The 18,186-nt window shown below is 66.0% G+C and carries 9 protein-coding genes; 6 read left to right on the forward strand and 3 right to left on the reverse strand.

The genetic code is table 11. The features are described from left to right. Window position 1 precedes the first annotated feature (1 nt). The 5 genes from ACFYX0_RS37710 (at window position 2) to drmB (ending at window position 13,767) form a co-directional block, all read left to right on the forward strand. Window positions 2-1,249, forward strand: coding sequence for a DNA cytosine methyltransferase (locus ACFYX0_RS37710; protein WP_388977764.1), 1,248 nt, complete (start codon window positions 2-4; stop codon window positions 1,247-1,249). Window positions 1,250-2,569: 1,320 nt separating this feature from the next. Then, window positions 2,570-7,294 (forward strand): sacsin N-terminal ATP-binding-like domain-containing protein, encoded by a 4,725-nt coding sequence (locus ACFYX0_RS37715; RefSeq protein WP_388977767.1) that lies wholly within the window; start codon window positions 2,570-2,572, stop codon window positions 7,292-7,294. After that, on the forward strand, window positions 7,291-8,808 hold the full coding sequence (locus tag ACFYX0_RS37720) for an NERD domain-containing protein (protein ID WP_388977770.1): 1,518 nt from the start codon (window positions 7,291-7,293) through the stop codon (window positions 8,806-8,808). Before ACFYX0_RS37715 ends, ACFYX0_RS37720 begins: the two co-directional genes overlap by 4 nt. Then, window positions 8,805-11,984 (forward strand): helicase-related protein, encoded by a 3,180-nt coding sequence (locus ACFYX0_RS37725; protein WP_388977773.1) that lies wholly within the window; start codon window positions 8,805-8,807, stop codon window positions 11,982-11,984. The genes ACFYX0_RS37720 and ACFYX0_RS37725 overlap by 4 nt, the downstream gene beginning before the upstream one ends. Next, a complete protein-coding gene (drmB, locus tag ACFYX0_RS37730; RefSeq protein ID WP_388977776.1) occupies window positions 11,965-13,767 on the forward strand; it encodes a DrmB family protein in 1,803 nt (600 codons plus the stop codon). Before ACFYX0_RS37725 ends, drmB begins: the two co-directional genes overlap by 20 nt. A gap of 61 nt (window positions 13,768-13,828) precedes the next feature. On the opposite strand, the gene ACFYX0_RS37735 is transcribed toward drmB, so the two are convergent. The 3 genes from ACFYX0_RS37735 to ACFYX0_RS37745 form a co-directional block, all read right to left on the reverse strand. After that, window positions 13,829-14,896 carry an IS3 family transposase gene (locus ACFYX0_RS37735; protein ID WP_388977787.1) on the reverse strand — a complete coding sequence of 356 codons (1,068 nt, stop codon included), beginning with the start codon at window positions 14,894-14,896 and terminating at the stop codon, window positions 13,829-13,831. Window positions 14,897-14,970: 74 nt separating this feature from the next. Next, complete coding sequence (locus ACFYX0_RS37740; RefSeq protein ID WP_388977779.1) at window positions 14,971-15,381, reverse strand: transposase; 411 nt, start codon at window positions 15,379-15,381, stop codon at window positions 14,971-14,973. A gap of 298 nt (window positions 15,382-15,679) precedes the next feature. Next, on the reverse strand, window positions 15,680-17,620 hold the full coding sequence (locus ACFYX0_RS37745; protein WP_388977782.1) for a DNA/RNA helicase domain-containing protein: 1,941 nt from the start codon (window positions 17,618-17,620) through the stop codon (window positions 15,680-15,682). A gap of 324 nt (window positions 17,621-17,944) precedes the next feature. Here ACFYX0_RS37745 and ACFYX0_RS37750 point away from each other — a divergent pair. After that, window positions 17,945-18,186, forward strand: a 242-nt coding sequence (locus tag ACFYX0_RS37750; protein WP_388977784.1) for a hypothetical protein, incomplete at its 3' end; no start/stop codon positions are given.

Below are 18,186 nucleotides of genomic sequence, written 5' to 3' on the forward strand. Positions count from 1 at the left end.
CATGCCCACCGTTGCCCCAAGAACACCATCCGGCGCCGAGCGCCCGGCCGACGCCCCCACGATCGCGGTCGTGGACCTGTTCTCGGGGGCGGGCGGGTTCACCGCCGGACTGACGATGGGATACGAGCCCGCCGGCGAGGGCTCCAGCCCCTTTAAGAGCATCGCCGCGGTGGAGTTCGACGCGGCGGCCGCGGCCACCTACGAGGCCAACTTCGGCGGCCACGTGGCGAATGAGGACATCACCGGCTGGGATGCCTCGCCGTACAAGGGCAGAGCCGACGTGATCATCGGGGGCCCTCCCTGCCAGGGATTCTCAGGCCTGGGCAAGGAGGACCCCGACGACCCCCGGAACCTGCTGTGGAAGCAGTACCTACAGGTCGTCGAGGAGATCCGCCCCAAGATCTTCGTCATCGAGAACGTCGACCGCTTTCTGCGCTCGCCTCAGTTCGTCGACCTTCGGGCGGCCGTCGCGGACAAAAAACGCCTGGGCGACTACCGCATCGTCGACGCGATCCTGAACTCCGCCGACTACGGGGTACCCCAAGCCCGACGCCGGACCATCGTCATCGGCACCCGCGAGGACGTCATCGCCTCGCACCCCAGCCGTGCCGCCCTGTCCCATCCCCGCCCCACCCACACACGCACCGCTCCGGGCCAGTTCACCACCGACGACACCCCCGCCTGGGTCACCGTCCAAGACGCCGTGTTCTCCAAGACCCCCGAGGCGACGGCGGGCACGGAACTGCCCGACATCGGTTCCTCGGGTATCACCACCAGCGCGGGGGTCCGCGTGCCCGGACATTACCTCACGACCCAACTGCACATCGGTCGAAGCCCCAGAGACCTGTCCCTGGCCCGATACGCGGCCATCCCGGAGGGCGGCAACCGTAAGGACCTGCGAGGCAAGACGGCACCCATCGACGGCGAGGAGGTCCCCCTGTCGACCCCCAGTTGGGACCGCCACGACAACGGCTCCGGCGACGTCATGGGCCGCCTGCACAGCGACCGTCCCTCGGTCACCATCCGCACCGAGTTCTACAAGCCGGAGAAGGGGCGCTACCTCCACCCCACAGCGCACCGGCCCATCACCCACTACGAGGCCGCCCTGATCCAAGGCTTCCCCGAGACCTTCAAGTGGCACGGGACGAAGATCCAGATCGCCCGACAGATCGGTAACGCCGTCCCCGTCGGCCTAGGCGCGGCCATCGGCAAAGCCATACACGAGTACCTCCGGGAGTGCCGTCCCTGAGCGGGCGACAGGTCCGTTTCGACGTATCCGGACGTTCGCGTGCCTCCGTGAGCGCCGGTTCGCCGGGTCCCGCCCAGATCCCCGGCCTTGCGGAACGAACAGACATGAGCGACGGGGGAGGATCCAGGGCCCCGTCGAGGGGGCGCGTCGGGCGTGGTGGCGACGAGGCCGTGAGGCGGAGAGCTGAGCTGGGTCAGACACAGCCACCTTGGGGACAGTGGGGCGTGATTCGATCGGTGCGTAGCGGACGATGCTGCCGACGGCCTGCACGAAACCGTGGCCGCGAGGTCGGAGCGATGCCACCTGCGGTAACCGGGGTTGGGCCCATCGTGGCCGCACCGCAGCGAACCGGTGCGCATCAGCGGGGTGGTACAGGGGCGCGCGGAAGGTGCACTCCACTGCCGCTATACCCGGGCTGCCGTAGCCCACTTTGGGAGGGGTTGCTGAAGCCCTGACGAAGCACAACGGGGGTTGTGAAGATCGATTCACATTTATCGAGGCGCGATCGAGGACGGCGGATTGCTGTCGAGACGTCCAGCGGCTTCGGGCGGCGCAGCTCTCGGGTGGGGTATCCGGCCTGGTGGGCGGACCCGTTGATGCCGTGCTGGCTGTGTGGCCGCACCTCTAGACGATCTTTAGATTGCGAATCGGTAACGGAGGGTTCCCTGCGGCGACGTTCTGTTGAACTCTTAAGATCAATAAATGAGGGGGGCTCGTGAAGGTTGTTGTGCGTGTCCGGTGCGCGTTCAGGCAGAGGGCCTGGACCGGTCATTGACCCTGCAGTAGACAGGAGGGGATTCTGCTGCAACCCGACGGGGTCGGCAGAGTCACTCCCGCAGTGCGATTTATGCAGTTGACGCCGCAGCAGTCTGCTTCCTGAGAGCAGTCGGCCGCACTTCAGGGGCGTCGTCATCGGTTGGTGTCTTCGCGCGCTGACCGGCTTGAGGTGAGGTCCCATCATGCATCATCTGCGCGCTGGGCCGGGGTACGTCCTCCTGCCCCTGGACCCGAGGGTCGCCGACAGCGGTCGCACGATGCCTGGCTATGAACCCGAGCAGCAGCACTGGGACTTGCTTGCCGCGGGGAGGTCGAGGACATCGACGCCGTCCGCCTGCAGCAAGTTGCAGGCTCGGACACCCGCAAGCCAAGGGCCGCGAGGATCTCAGGAGTCGATCTGTCGGTGGCTGCGTCTACCCTCTGTGTCAGGTCGGCGGCGTGCAATGTGACGCGCTATCGGGAACATGGGCGATCGGATTCGGGAGCCACGTAAGTGCAGGTCTGGGAGTTGTGCATCGTGGTGTCGGTGGGGGTGGTGCAGTCGTGACGAGGAATCGTGCTGAGTGGGTCCCCGACGCGGGGTTGGTCCGTGAGGTTGACGACCTGTTCGGGCGGGCGATTGATTCGTATCGTGCGAATCCGAACTTGATCACGGAGCACGCCAACCACGAGGAGTCCATACGGGTCGGTGGTTACTCCCACCGAACGCTTCTGGAACTGGTGCAGAACGCGGCCGACGCGATGTCCGGGGCCGCCGAGCACGAGGAGGGAGCCGGGCGGGTCGAAATCGTACTCGACCTTGGCCACCAGACTCTGTACTGCGCGAACGCCGGTCGTCCGTTCTCGCGAAGTGGTCTCACGGCAATCGCTCACGCACACCTCAGTGGTAAGAGAGGCGACGAGATCGGGCGGTTCGGCCTCGGGTTCAAGTCGGTGCTCGCCGTCAGCGATGCCCCGCAGGTCTTCAGCCGATCGGTCTCCTTCGAGTTCAACTCTTCCAAGGCGAAGACGACGATAGCTTCGATCGGGTCGACGGCTAGAAGGTTCCCTATCCTGAGGACCGCAACGCGGATCGATGCCGAGGCCGAGTTCGCCAAGGACCCGATTCTGGCCGAACTCGCGCAGTGGGCGGCGACCATCGTCAAACTGCCGCACGCCTCGAAGTTGGAGAACCTCAAAAAGGAGATCGAGGAGTTCCGCTCAGAGTTTCTGCTCTTCGTCAATGCGGTGCGTCAGGTCCGTCTCCGAGTGATCGGGGCGGACGCAGACTTCGTGACGAGCCACGTGTCACGAGACCTCGGCGACGGCAAGTTCCGGATCGAGCGTCCCGAAGGCGACCACGACGAGTGGTATGTCGAGGACCAGATGCACACCCCCAGTCCTGAGGCGCGGGCTGAGGTTGGTGAAGCGGTGTCGCGTAACCAGGTGAAGGTCACGGTGGCCATGCCGGCGCGCTTCGTCCAGCTGAGAACGGGTGAGTTCTGGTCATACTTCCCGCTCCAGGACAGGACGTCCGCGTCCGCTCTCTTCAATGCCCCTTGGAGCGTCAACGACGACCGAACCACGCTGCTCGAGAATGGGTACAACCGAGAGATTCTCGTGACTCTCTCCGAGATGTTTCTCGATATGTTGCCGAAGGTGTCGTCCGTCGACGACCCGGCGGCGCACCTGGACTACATGCCGGCGCGTGGTCGTGAAACCCACTCGTTCGGCGACGAGATCCTCTGTGCTCATGTCCCGCAGCTCGGGTCCCAGAAGGCGCTGATCCCCGACGCGATCGGTGAACTGCGCACGCCGCCGGAGCTTCGTCCTCTTGACTTCGGTGTCAACGTTGCGACCGAGCGCGATCACGAAGAGTGGATCAAGTCGCCTAACACCGGTGATGATGTGCCGCACTGGCGGTGCTATGTCAGTAATCAGCGTGTGACTCGACTGAGGACGCTCTACTTGTGCAGCGTCTCTCCCGCTTTCGCCGACTCGCGGCCCAGGGACGAGGCGAAGGCGTTGGAGGGGATTCGTAAGAGGGGCATTCAGTCTTGGTTGCGTGAGTGGGCGGAGGGGCCTGACATAGCGTCTGCCGCGAAGGCGCTCGATTTCGTGTTGCTGAACCCCAGGGTCGATGGCGTCAACTCTGCGAAGGTCATACCGACGACGGATGGCATGCGGTCCATCAAGGACCGTGGTCAGGTCTACCTCCATCGCTTGGAGGACATCGACGTCGAAGGTGCGTGCTTCGTCGATCCGGACTTCCTTGCGATCCCCGGCGTCGCGAAGAAACTCGGTGACAAGGGGTTCCGGGACCTCGATCCGCTCGCGAAGTTCGAGGCCAGGATGGCCAAGCTGTCGCCGGAGTCGGAGGGCGAGGAACTCCCCAAGTTCTGGGATGCGGCCAACGACGTGCCCATGGCGCAGGCGCAGAGAGTCGTGGCGAGCAAGAAGGCGAGGGGTGTCAGGGTCCCGGTCCCGACACGCGACGGCGGCTGGGCTTCGCCCGAGCACGTGCTGGACATCGATGGCCTCGGCGATGGCACGCCCGGCCGAGTGTTGGACCCAACGAGGTGCGTTCGTGAGCTCGCGCACGAAGCAGGTGTCATCACCGATCCGGTGGCTTCGTACTCGGTCGAGGACGAGGTCTACTACGGGGACTACCGCCAATACGTGCTGGACGAGCTGAACCGGAGGCTGGGGCCGGGTGAGCGCCTTGTCGAGCAGGTCGAGTTCGACAGGGGCGACGGTCCTGGTCCGTTCTCGGCGCTTCTCATGCTGAAGGATGCGGAGGCTCCTGACCGCGTCCGCGAGCGTTGGACGGAACGGCTTCTCAAACTGGACGAGGTGGGCTACTGGCTCTGCACGGACATCGACACGGGGCTCACTCACCGAGTTCTTTCCCCTGTGCGATGGGCAGTGGACCGAGCCGGGGTGCTGAAGTCGACTCGCGGCTACCGGGTTCCCCGCCGCGTCGTGTCCGCATCGCTTGTCGAGTACGAGGCCCTGCTGCCACTCTTCCGCGGTCCGCGTCACGTCGAAGACTCTCTGGCGCTGCCCAAGGAACTGAACGAAGTTCCGGCAGAAGTCTTGCGTGAAGCGCTCCAGGGGGAGGTCACCTCGCCGATCAAGAACGGTGCGTTGACGGGGTTCGTCCTTACGGCCAGCAGGATCGCGTTCCCGGACGGGCATCCCGTGCTCATCCCCGCCCGGGTGGGACGCGCCATCGAGACGAGGCGGCCCGACGCGGTGTACTTGGCGACGACCGAGGAGGAACGGGAGTTCCTCAGTGTCAGGCAGAAGCCGTACCTCAAGGTGGTCCAGGACGAAGCGGAGCTGCTCGTCGAAGCAGTCGGATGCCGCCGGTTCGAGGACAGCTTCTCCTTCTCGCTGCTGGTCGACGGCCGGCAGGACGAGGAGCGCGTCATCGACTTGTACACCGGACTGCGTTCGACGTTCGTCGAGGACAAGGTCACGAACGCGACTGTGGCGAAGGCCGTCCAGATCACGAAGCGTGTGACCACTGAGGACGGCGTTGAGGACCAGTCGCTCGAATGGCACCTCCAGGGACTGACCCTGGTGGTCCAAGCGGACCTCGACGCGCATCGTGTCCTGCAGATCGTCAACGGGGCATTCGACTTGCGCCTGTCCAACGCCGAGCTGAACGACATCCTTCGGGCACGCGTCGACCAACATCTGGAAACACAACGGCAGGCTGCCAAGGCTGCGTCCGGTGACGCAGAGCGGCTGGCGATCTTCATTGGGGACGACACGCTTAAGGAGAACCTGCCGAAGGGGCTTTGGCAGGCACTCGAGGGGCAGGGCCTGGTGGACGACTCCACGTCCGTCGCGGAGCTCTTCCTGACCGTCTACGGCAGCGACTCGATCAAGCTCCTCGCCCAGGAGTTCAGCTCCGAGGGGTACACGGACGTTCCCACGACGTGGGCGGGTGGAGCATCGACCGTCGCCTGGCTCCGGAAGATGGGGTTCGGCACCAAGTACGCCGGGCGTCGTGGCCGGCACCAGGCCGAGGAGTTCGTCGTGCCCGGTGCCGTGAAGCTCAAGCCTCTGCACGACTTCCAGGAGAAGATCAGCGAGGAACTGCAGGAGGTCCTGACGTCCCGGCAAGTAGACGGTCGCGCACGCAAGGGCATGGTGGAGCTTCCGACGGGAGCTGGGAAGACCCGCGTGGCCACCGAAACCGTATTGCGGCTCTTCGCCGATGGTGACATGAGCGGAACCGTGCTCTGGATTGCGCAGTCGGAGGAGCTCTGCGAACAGGCGGTGCAGACGTTCAGCACCGTCTGGCGTTGGCTCGGTGACGAGCGCCCGTTGACGATCGGTCGACTCTGGAACACCAACGTCGTCCACGAACCCGACACCGAGTTCAGCGTGATCGTGGCCACCGACGCCAAGCTCGATCGGGTCGCCGACACTCCTGAGTATGAGTGGCTGAGCCGGGCCTCTGCGGTGTTCATCGACGAGGCGCACCGGGCCGGCGGGTCGAAGATGTACACGAAGATTCTCAGGTGGCTCGGAGTCGACGGTCGTAGCTGGGAACGGCCTCTGGTGGGCATCTCGGCGACGCCGTTCAAGGGGAGTGGGGATGTCACCGAGCCGACGAAGGAACTGGCGGTTCGCTTCGGGAACCACAAGATGAGCGCTTTCGACGGTAACGCCTACGAGGAGCTGTCGAAGAGGCGCGTCCTCGCCCGGGTCCGACACGAGGTGTTGGACGGTGTGGAAGTTGCACTGAAGCCGGATGAACTTGCACAGGTGCGGTCTCTGCGCAAGCTGGAGCCTCAGGTTCTCGACCGCATCGGCCGGGACCAGGCGCGCATGAGGATTCTCGTGGAGCACATTCTGAGCCAGGATCCGGAATGGCCGATCCTTGTGTTCACGCCGAATGTCCTGTCCGCCCAGGTTCTTGCGGCGACGCTTCGGTACCGGCAGGTCGCGGCCGAGGCGGTCAGCGGTCAGACCGGACGGCAAGCGCGTCGGGAGGTCATCGAGAGGTTCAAGAAGAACGAGATCCGGGTTCTGGCCAACTGTGACCTGCTGATCCAGGGCTTCGACGCGCCTGGCGTCCGGGCGCTGTACATCGCGAGGCCGACGTTCAGCCCCAGCGCGTACATCCAGATGGCCGGCCGCGGTCTGCGTGGTCCTGAGAACGGTGGCAAGGAGGAGTGCCTCATCGTGGACGTCGCCGACAACTTCGGTGCAGTCAACGACTTCCTCGGATTCCGTGCCTACGAGGGCCTCTGGCGAAAGCAGGGAGCATGATCCTCATACCGGACCTCGCCGGCATCGAGACGACGACCACCAGCAGCGCCGAGCGGCGGGTGGCCCGGCTGCTGCGGGCGATCGACGGGCCCCATGACGCGGTCGCCTTCCACTCCGTGAAGCTGCGAAGCCATGCGGTCAAGCAGCAGGCAGAAGCGGACTTCGTTGTGCTCTGGGACGGCGTCGTCATCCTCATCGAGGTCAAGGGCGGGGGCGTCAGGAAGTACGACGGCCTCTGGTACTCCATCGACCGCCACGGTGACTGGAAGAAGTTGCGTGAGTCCCCGATGGACCAGGCGGAATCGGCGATGTACGCGTTGCGCGACATTCTCCACGAGGAAGGCGTCGGTTGGTTCGCGACCGAGGCCGTTGCCCTCACCCCTGACATAGATGCCCCTCCGGCCGCCGTCGAGTGGAAGGGGAGCCACTGGTGGGCCAAGGACCAGATGAGCATCGCCGCGATGACGGAAGCCTTCGAGAGGGTTGCCCGCGAGGCAAGGACCGCCCCCTTCGGAGTCAGGGTTGCCCGTCTTGAGACTCTGCGGGCCCGTCTCTTCGGTGAGTTCACACGGATGCCCGTCATCGATGCGCAGCGGGGCGCCGTGATAGAGGAGCAGAATCGAGCGACCGAAGGTCAGGCCCGAGTCCTGGCCGCGCTCTCTCGGAATCCGAGGATGCTCGTCTTTGGGGGCGCGGGCACCGGAAAATCCCTGGTGCTGGCAGAAGGCGCGAAGCAGGAGGCGGGCGAGGGAAAGTCGGTCCTCATCACCTTTCACTCGCCCGCCCTCGTCGACTTCTTCGGCCCACGGATCGCCGGCAGAAACATCGATCTCCTTCCCTTCGCGGACCTGTCCGGTCACAAGCAGTACGACGTCGTCTTCGTCGACGAGGCACAGGACCTCATGAACGCCGAGGGCATGGACGCACTGGACGCAGTGATCCGAGGAGGTCGCGAAGCCGGCCGGTGGAGGATGTTCCTCGACCCCAACAACCAGGCACGCGTCGACGGCGAATTCGACCCGGATGTGTGCGAGTTGATCCAGCAGGAGGCGCTCCAGTACGAACTGGATCGCAACGTCCGCAACACCCGGGCGATCGTCCACGTCGTACAGGAGTACCTCGGCGCCGATGTCGGAGACCCGGGCATCGTCCACGGTGACCGTGTGGAATGGCGGTGGTCCGACACGACGGCCAAGGTCGCCACGGCCGAGGACGTGGCTCGCGACCTCGTTGCAAACGGGGCCCGCCGCCAGGACATCTGGATCATCAGTGTCTCCGAGGACGCCGAGCCGCGCAGGAGCGAGGCCGGATTCCTCGTGACGAACCCGCGGTTCGCCAAGGGGCTGGAAGCAGAGCACGTCATTGTCTGCGACCTGCCACGGGAATTCGACGACCGGGGACTGGCCGCGTTCTACGTGGCCGTCACGAGGGCGCGGGTCACGCTCCACGTGGTCGCGTCCAAGGACGACAAGAAGCGGCTCCAAGATCTTCTTCGAAAGAAGGTTGGCAAGTGAACCTCACAGTGGCCCAGAAGGAGGCCCTGCAGCATCTCCGAGCCTCCTACGTGGGGCCTGAGGCGGGAGACGAGGAGGTCACGGCGAACTTGCCTCACCGGCAGTACGCCGTCGGCATGCTGTTCCCGGTCGAGGCCGCGGCCGGCCAACCTCATGACGGCGGGGACGCGGACGAGGAGGTCTCCGCCGATGTTCCCGACGGCGATGTCGAGGAGAATGGCGCCGCACCCCCACTGGCCGAGGACTGGAGACCCTCGTCCGTCGCGATCTCCTTCGTCACCAACGGCGACTCCGTCGACGTCGACTTCACGTGCGGCACGTACGCCATTGTCGAGGGGGACGGGCCACCGAGGTGGCGGCGTACCCCCTTCTCCGCCGATGACCTCGTTCTCCGGCGGGACGACGGGCCCAAGCAGTTCGCCGTGGCCGGTGTTTCGGTCGAGGTCGGGGCACGTTGGCGTGACTTCCAGGGTGACTCTTTGGTCACTGTGCACGTGCGGGTCATGACCGAATCCACGGGTGACGACCGACTCGACATACCACTCATGCTGTTCCAGGTCCAACTGGCCGTCACTCCTTCCGCCGGCGCGGAAATCCTGGAGTACGACACGACGCGTTCGTTCGACACCGACCCGGAAGCCGCCGAGCTACGTCTGCGCTACCGCAAGCGAAAGGTCTACGCGGTCGGGCACGGTATGGCCGCGGACTGGGAGCTCACGGCGGACCGTTGCACCAAGGCCTTCCTCGATCCCGTACCGGCCTTCGTGGTGCCCGCCGTCGAGACCACGGGGTTCGACGAGGGGACGACCGAGGCAAGGGCCTTGGAGTTGAACCACCTCCAGCAGATCGACACGGATCCCGAATCGGTCCTTCGATCGCTGGACGCATTCGTCGAGGCATTCGCCGGCTGGGCTTCCCAGCAGCTGGAACGAGCAGAAGCCTTCGGCGACGACAAGGTCGTGGCCGTCCGAATCGCCAGGCGTTCGCAGGACGCCGTCGACAGAATGAGGGAGGGCATCGACCTCCTTCGCGCACCAGGACGGCGGGACCTTCGAACGGCCTTCTCGCTCGGCATGGCCGCCATGCGTCTCCAGCTGCGGCAGGCGTCGATCAACGACGGAAAGGCGGAGGACCAGGTACCGGAGCCGCAGTGGCGCCCATTCCAACTCGGCTTCCTGCTCGTATCGTTGGCATCCACCGTTGACGAGACGCACAAGGACCGGGACCTCGTAGACCTCATCTGGTTCCCGACCGGCGGTGGCAAAACCGAGGCGTATCTGGGCCTCGCCGCGATCGAAACCTTCCACCGGCGGCTCGCTCATGGAATGGCCGGTGGGGGAACCGCCGTCATCACCCGCTACACCTTGCGGCTCCTGACCTCTCAGCAGTTCCAGCGTGCTGCGGCGCTGGTCTGCGCGATGGAGAAGCTGCGGGCCACGGACGAACGGGCGAAGGGAATGGTGCCGTTCTCGATCGGCCTGTGGGTCGGCAACGAAGTCACCCCCGGCACGCGTGGAGAGGCGCGTGACGCACTCAAGCGTCTTCAGAAGGCCACGCGTCCGGAAGAGGCGAACGAATTCCAAGTCGAGAGCTGCCCATGGTGCTTGACGCCGTTGGTGCCGAAGCTCAGGAGCGACAAGCCTCAGGACTACGGCATGCGCTTGGAGGGCACGGACGTCGTACTCCACTGCGTCGACAAGTCGTGCGAGTTCGCCGACAAACTGCCGCTCGCGGTCGTCGACGAGGTGCTGTACGAGGAACCCCCCACGATCCTGCTGGCCACCGTCGACAAGTTCGCGCGTCTGCAGTTCAGGCCGGAAGCCGGCAAGCTGCTCGGCCTCGGAACCATCTTCAAGCAACCATCCATGATCATCCAGGACGAGCTGCACCTGCTCTCGGGGCCTCTCGGGACCACCGTCGCCGTCTTCGACGCAGTGATCCAGCTCCTGCTGAGCCGGTCGGGCTCCATCCCCAAGATCGTGGCTTCGACGGCCACCATCCGTGCGTCCGAGGAACAGGTGGAAGGACTGTACGGGCGTGAAGTAGCCCTGTATCCGCCGTCAGGACTCGACGACGACCGGACCTTCTTCTCCCGCCCCGTGGAGAGCGGAGAAGGACGTCTCTACGTCGGCCTCATGCCACAGTCGGTCTCGCAGCCGTCGGCCGTCATCGCCGCCGTCACCCCCATGGTGGAGATGCCGGAGGCGCTCGCCGCCCGCGCTCCGTCCGCCGCGTCACGGGACGCGTACTGGACGCTGGTCATGTACCACAACAGTCTTCGTGAGCTCGGGCGTACCGGAACGCTAGTCGTCGACGACGTCAACGGCCGTCTGGAGCCTCGCGCCGAAAGGCTCGGCTTCCCCCTGCGACAGGTCAGGGCAGAGAAGGTCCTGGAACTGACGAGCCGTCGCGGAGCCGAGGAACTGCCGAACGATCTTCGCGCGCTCCGGGTCAGGGCCGACGAGTCGTCGGAGGCCGTCGACGTGGTCCTCTCGTCGAACATGCTCTCCGTAGGCATCGACATTCCGAGGCTCGCGCTGATGCTCATGGTGGGGCAGCCGAAGACCACGGCCGAGTACATCCAGGCCACCAGCCGCGTCGGACGTGGAGACACGAAAGGCGTCGTCGTCACCCTGTTCCGGTCGAGCAGGGCCCGGGACCGGTCGCACTTCGAGACCTTCCGCGGCTACCACGAGGCTCTCTACCGGAGCGTGGAACCCACGAGCGTCACGCCGTGGTCGTTGGCCTCACGCGACCGATCGCTCGCCGGCGCGCTCGTGGCACTCCTGAGGCAGTCCTTCACCGCGCTCGCCCCGAACGACGCGGCAGGTCGGCTTGACCTCAAGGACGACAGGCTCCGCGAAGCGGTCGATCGACTCGTGGACAAGTTCCTCGGCTATGTGACGCGTGCCGACAGCCTTGAAGCGGCAGAGACGCGCTCCGCGGTGTGGAGCCTTCTGCAGGACTGGGACCGTCGGGCGGCACAAGCACGCGAGTCGGACGAGCCCCTGTACTACCAGCGCACGAAAAAGGATCAGGCAGCTCTGTTGAAGAAGTTCGGTCAGCCCGGCGAAGGGTGGCTCGTCGGAGACTCGATGAGGTCCGTGGAGCCCAACGTGGCAGTTGAGGTCCAGGAGCCGCAGGAGGAGGTGCACCGTGGAGAAGATCAGGCATGACCTGCGTCTCTCCGAGACGATCTCACCATTCGGTGTGGGAGCGATCGTCGATGTCCGCGGCGAGTCCCTCATGGCGCCGGACACGTCCTGGTGGGACAAGAAGTTCGCCCACGAGATCAGCTGTGAGCGTCTGATGGCCCGCCTTGGTGCCGGCGTCCTGAGACAGCCGCCAGCGCATGCGGGTCGTACCGGCAAGGACACCCCCGCGCTGCCGTACTGGCGCTTTCCCGCGTGGCGGTTCTGTGAGCGTTGCGACAAGCTCTCGAAGTTGACCGGGAAGAAAAAGGGCAAGTGGAGCAACACCTGCGAGTGCGGCGGTGTGCTCGTACCGATGCGATACATCGCCGTCTGTGAAAAGGGCAGCCATGCTCAGGACATCAACTGGTTCCAGTGGGCACATCGTGGACGTGCGGCGAGTTTGAACGATGCGGTCCGCTTCTGCCGTGACTACAAATCGCTCAGGTTCCACAAGCTGGCCACCCGTGGCGAAGGCCTCGCGGCACTGGTGGTGAAGTGCTACGGGTGTGGGAACGAGCGCAAGCTCGCGGAACTCGTGACGAAGGGGGCTCTGCACCGGGACGGGATCCGTTGCGCGGGACGGCAGCCCTGGGAACCGGAAGACTCCGTCAAGAAGCCTTGCCCGTACGAGCTGGTCGCCGTGCAGCGCGGTGCCACGGGTAACTACATCGCCGAGCGGATCTCGGCTCTCGACATCCCGGAAGAACGTCCGCAGTCCGCAGAAGCAGCCGACAAGATCCGCGGGCACGTGTTCTTCGAGAAAGTCGTGACAGACAACGGCGGACCTCTGTCAGAGCAGGTGGCGCAGTGGATCGCCGACGATCTCGGAGTGACGCCGGAAACAGTCCTCGCCGTGGCGGCCGGGGAGGAGACCCCGCCGGACGAGATGCTGCTCGACCTCAAGGACGGCGAGTGGGCGGCGTTCCTGAAGAAGCTGCACAGCGGGCGTGACGGTACGGGAAGCGACTTCGTTGTCGACGGGCGAAGCCTCGAAGGCGTCGCAGGACCGCAGAGTCTGCTCAGCAAGATCAGCGGTATCGGGCAGGTGCGTCGGGTCCGTGAGGTCCGTGCTCTGCGAGGATTCCGGCGCCACGATGCGGAAGCGGCGATGATCAACGCCGATCTCGGGCCGGACCAGCGGCGTTGGCCCACCTACCCGGCGATCGAGCTGTTCGGGGAAGGGATCTTCCTGCGGTTCGACGAGGAGAAGCTCGCCGCATGGGAGGCACAGCCGGGGGTGCAGGCACGAGCCGGCATCCTCAAGACGCGTAGGGCCGACTCTCCCTGGGCCGGCCGCCTCGATGTGCCGGAACCCAGGTACATCGCCCTGCACACGCTGGCGCACCTGCTCATCCGGCGACTGGCGTTCGCAAGCGGCTATGCGTCTGCTGCGCTGCAGGAGCGGATCTATGCGAACTCCGACCGTACGGACAAGACCGCCGGGATCTTGATCTACACCGCAGCGGGGGACGCCCAGGGGACCCTCGGTGGCCTTGTCAGGCTCGGGGATCCCGAGAAGTTGATCCCGCTCCTTGTGGCAGCCCTGGACGATGCGGACTTCTGTTCCAACGATCCGGTCTGCATCGAGAGTGACCGGCAGGGAGCCTCGCACCTGAACCTCTCGGCCTGCCATGGTTGCTCCCTGGTGAGCGAGACCTCGTGCGAGACCGGAAACCGACTGCTGGATCGACAGCTGGTCCTGGGCGGGAGTGACGTAAGTGGACTGCTGGACGACCTGCTGCCGGAGATCCGCCAGCCCAAGTGATGCTCTTCAACGCTCTACGGCCCCCGGAGCCTGTCAACGCGATCAAGGCAGGTGAAGTGTTCTATCGCTGTGCTGGGATCGTTTGATCGTCCGGTCTGGGTTCGTCGGGTTCGTCGGGCTTGTTGATCCAGGCGGCCTCGGGGAGTTTCGGCGGCTCGGGGGCCTTGCGGACGAAGCGTTCGGGGTGCTTCTCGTAGACGCTGGCGAGAACGTCGGCGCGCATCTCGCGGAGCTGATCGGCGAGGTGGAAGTGCACATCGAACGGGGTGTGCATGGCTATGCCGGAGTGTCTGTGCTCCAGGTTGTACCAGTCGAAGAACCGCTCGCACCAAGAACGTGCGTCCTCGATACAGCCGAACCTGTCGGGGAAGTCGTGCCGGTATTTGAGGGTTTTGTACTGGCTCTCCGAGTAGGGGTTGTCGTTTGAGGTTTTCGGTCGGGAGTGCGACTTGGTGACGCCGAGGTTCGACATCATCTGCGCGACGTTCTCGGCGACCATCGGCGAGCCCCGGTCGGAGTGGATCGTCAACTGGCCGTACTCCACTTGGTACTTGGCGATCGTGGAGGAGAGGAACTGCTCGGCCAGTTCCTTGTTCTCGACCGTGGCGAGCATCCAGCCGGTGGTGTAGCGGCTGTAGATGTCGATGATCGTGTAGAGGCAGTAGTAGCTGCCCCTGACGGGGCCCTTCAGTTTGGTGATGTCCCACGACCAGACCCGGTTCGGGCTCTCGGCGACGAGTTCGGGCTTCTTGCGCGGAGGGTGGGTGGCCTGCCGGCGCCGCTCGCGGACCTCGCCGTGCCGGCGCAGGATCCGGTACATCGTCGACTCCGAACACAGGTAGACGCCCCGGTCCAGGAGGACCGCGTAGATCTCGGCGGGAGCCATGTCGACGAACTCCTCCGAGCGGAGCGTTTCCAGGACCCGCGCCTCCTCGGCCGGAGCGAGCGCACGGGGATGACGCCGCCGCTCCCGCCGGGGCGGCCGGGCCGGAGCCGGGCTCTGGCGATGGTGGCGGTAGTAGGTTGCCCGGCTCACACCGAGCGCCCAGCACGCCCGCACCCGGCCGACTACGCCAGTGAGCTCCTCCAGGGCCTCGGTGCGAGCGGCCTCGAATACCGTGCCCGCCACCGGATCCTGGCCCTCGGTCCCCGTGTCCGTGTCCGTGTCCGTGTCCGTGTCCGTGTCCGTGTCCGCAGTGAGGATCACCAGCTCTCGCCGTTCGTGGCCGTGGCGCCGCCCGTGGCGAGCTGGTCGAGCAGCGCGGAGAGTTTTCCCTGCACCTCGATGACGGTGCGGGCCTTGCCCAACTCGGCTTGCAGCCGGGCGTTCTCCGCCTCCAGCCGCTTGATCTCCTTGTCCCGCGGATCGGTCTTCGGCCGCCCGGCGGGCGCGGCGAGGGCCGCCTTCGCACCCTTCTCCCGCTGCTGCCGCCAGTGAGTGATCAATGACGAGTACAGGCCCTCCCGGCGCAGCAGGGCACCCTTGCCCTGCGGGTCGAGCGTCTCGTACTCGGCCAGGATCCTCGCCTTGTACTCCGCGGAGTACCGGCGCGGCCCGGTCGAACGGGGTTCTACCTGCGGATCAGGGGTCCCGGGGTCGTTGATGCTGGCCACCTGGGGTACTACTCCTTCTCCGCCCTCGGTCATCGACTCAATGAATCGTACGGTATGCCCGCCTCACACCACTTTGACAGAGAGGGCCCGTAGCAGGACGCTTAGGGCCGCAGAGCGGCCAGCCTTGACTGTCGCCGGACAGGTTGTACGAGCTGACGTCAATCGGCAGTCGATCGCTTCCTAAAACTCCGCAGTATTGATCAGTCCGACTGGGAGAACCCCGACGAGGTTCGCTTTGCTGGACGCGGTGTCCTGGGCGGCCCTTCTGGCTGCGGTGTGCGACCGGCGAGACCGCGGGCTATCCGGTGTGATCGGGTGCGGCTGACCGGTGCGGGACTGCCGCCGTTCGCCCGACGCCGACGGGCGCCTGCTCCGCATGGCCGCCCACCAGCTGGCGCAGCCTTTCCTGGGTTTGGGGGTCGGTGGAGTACACGACGGTGCCGACCATGCCCCGGGTCAGCAGCACCTTGTAGGTGTTGCGGATCAAGCGGTCGACGTCGGCGTCCGGCGTCGCCTTCTTGAAGACGGGGTCCTTGGACGCGGTGCGGTCAGTGACCCAGCGGCCTTGGCGCCAGAGGAGGTCGGGGCCGATGATGACGCCGGACCAGTCGTACTCGAAGCCCTGGGCGGTGTAGACGCAGCCGATCTGTCCGAAGCCGGCCGGGTCGGTCGCCCACAGCGCGGCCGGGGGCGCGCCGGAGACGGAGCGCTCCCCGCGCAGGTTCCAGGGTCGTGCCCAGTCGCCGATGACGACATCGGCCGCAAGCGGCTCGCCCGGCTTGGGCTCCGGGGACCAGCGCCAGCAGTAGCCGGCCGACATGCGCGCCCCGTAGCCCTGGGCGCGGCGTGCCTGAAGGAACGCCTCCATCTCCTGCGGGCTGTCGGCGACCAGCAGCCACATCCGGTCGTCGGGCTCCCAGACGAGAGGGCCGCCGGGCTCAAGGCCCAGTAGGCGCACCACCCAGCGCAGGTAGGCGTCGCTGCCCCCGCAGCGGAACTGGCTCTCCAGCGGCACCACATGGCAGTCGAGGCCCTTGGCCGCCGCGGCCGCCTTGATCTCCTCTACCGTGCCCATCTCGCCAGGACGCACGACTTGGTGCTCGTCCAGGAGGAACACGGGGACGCGGGCGACGTCGATGAGCTCGTCGATCTGCCGCCGGCCGGTGCGGTGGGCGGCGGGGGTGTAGCGGTTGGCGGAGGTCTCCCGGATGCGGTGGGCCTCGTCGCAGATCAGGACGTCGAGCGTGTTCTTCTCGGCTGTCATGAAGCTGTTGAAGTACTTGAACAGCTCCTGCACCTCCCGTTTGCGGCTGCCGGCGACCTTGCGCATCGTCTTGGTGAACGACTGCGACCCGGTGGCGTGCAGGGCCGGCACTCCCTGCCGGTACAGCTCCCCGAGCAGGGACAGCGCGATCACGCTCTTGCCGGTCCCGGGGCCACCGGTGACGACCACGACCTCCTTGTGATCGGACGTCTTCGCGCGGCGCACCGCGTTCAGCACCATGCGGTAGGCGACCTGCTGCTCGTCCAACAGCACGAACTGCTCCCGCTCCCGCACCTCCTGGGCCGCGACCGCCATCAGCTGCTTCGACGGCACCGTCTTCGCCGCCAAGAGCTCGTCGGCGGCGCGGGCACCCGACTGCCGGTCGCTGAGCCTGGCCCGCAGATAGTCGAGAAACTCGCCGCGCTGCTGGCCGGTGAACAACTGACCCCGCTCGTTGTTCTCGACGGCCCGCAGACCGCCCACGCCGAACTCGGTGGCGTTGTGCAGGTAGGCCACGCCGTGGACCCGCTGGGGATGCTCGGCCACCGCACCGTTGAAATTCACGAGGTACTCGCAGTAGCGGCGTACCTGCTCGATGGGATTGAGGACCGCATGCGTATAGGCGTCGACGCGGCACAGCTCCGCATCGTCCTCGTCCGGCTCGGCCTGGCTCCACTGCTTCAACTCGACCACGACGTAGGACGGGTCGCCCGTGACCGGGTGCACCCCGGCCAGGACGGCGTCGGCGCGCTTGCTGTTGAGCGGCAGCGCGTACTCCAGCATGACCTCCACCGCCCCCAGCCCCGCGTCATTGAGCGCACTGGCCAAAGCGGGGATGCTGCGCTCCCAGGAGCGCATCTCCGAGGTACTGGGCCGGTAGCCGTGCATGTGGACGAACTGCTCGGTGAGGTGGAGGTAGAGCGAACCGTCGAACCCCATGGCGGCGACCGATTGAGCAGACGCGCGGAACAGCAAGGACTTCCCCCAGGCAGCACGAAGTGACTCGTGCGGGTGGGGGCATGTCCGTTAAGACTCCACCGGGGTGGAGCGGAAGCCCGTCGGGCCGCGTTGACGAGGTGATCGAGACTACCTGCTGCCTCGGACAGCCAGGCCCCCCAGCCTCAAACGGTGGCCCTTGGCCGGCCTCAGCCGTCGCCGCCGGTGGAGCGAGCGTGAGGCGGCGATGCCGCACGCCGCCCAAGGCGCTCGGGTTTCCGCGAAGTGGCCCTCTGGCGGGGAGCGTGCAGCAGGTCACGCAGGAGGGTGTTGAACTGTGGTCCGCGCTTCATCTCCTGGCCCTTGGGCGCTTCCTACCACTCGGAGTACAACCACCACCGGCTGCCGCTGCGCGACCGCACCCCGTGGAACATCGCCGACCGCTCCGGCGACCCCCGCGTCCTGGAGATCTCCCGCAGGTATGCCCACCTGCGCGAGCGCCTGGTGCCCTACCTGGCACAGGAGGCCCACACGGGTTTGGCACAGGGCAAGCCGCTGATGCGCGCCCTGTTCTTCGACGACGCCGCGGACAAGCGCATCTGGGA

Origin of the sequence: Streptomyces sp. NPDC002573, from assembly GCF_042889625.1 — a bacterium.
In the GTDB taxonomy this organism is placed as follows: domain Bacteria; phylum Actinomycetota; class Actinomycetes; order Streptomycetales; family Streptomycetaceae; genus Streptomyces; species Streptomyces gibsoniae.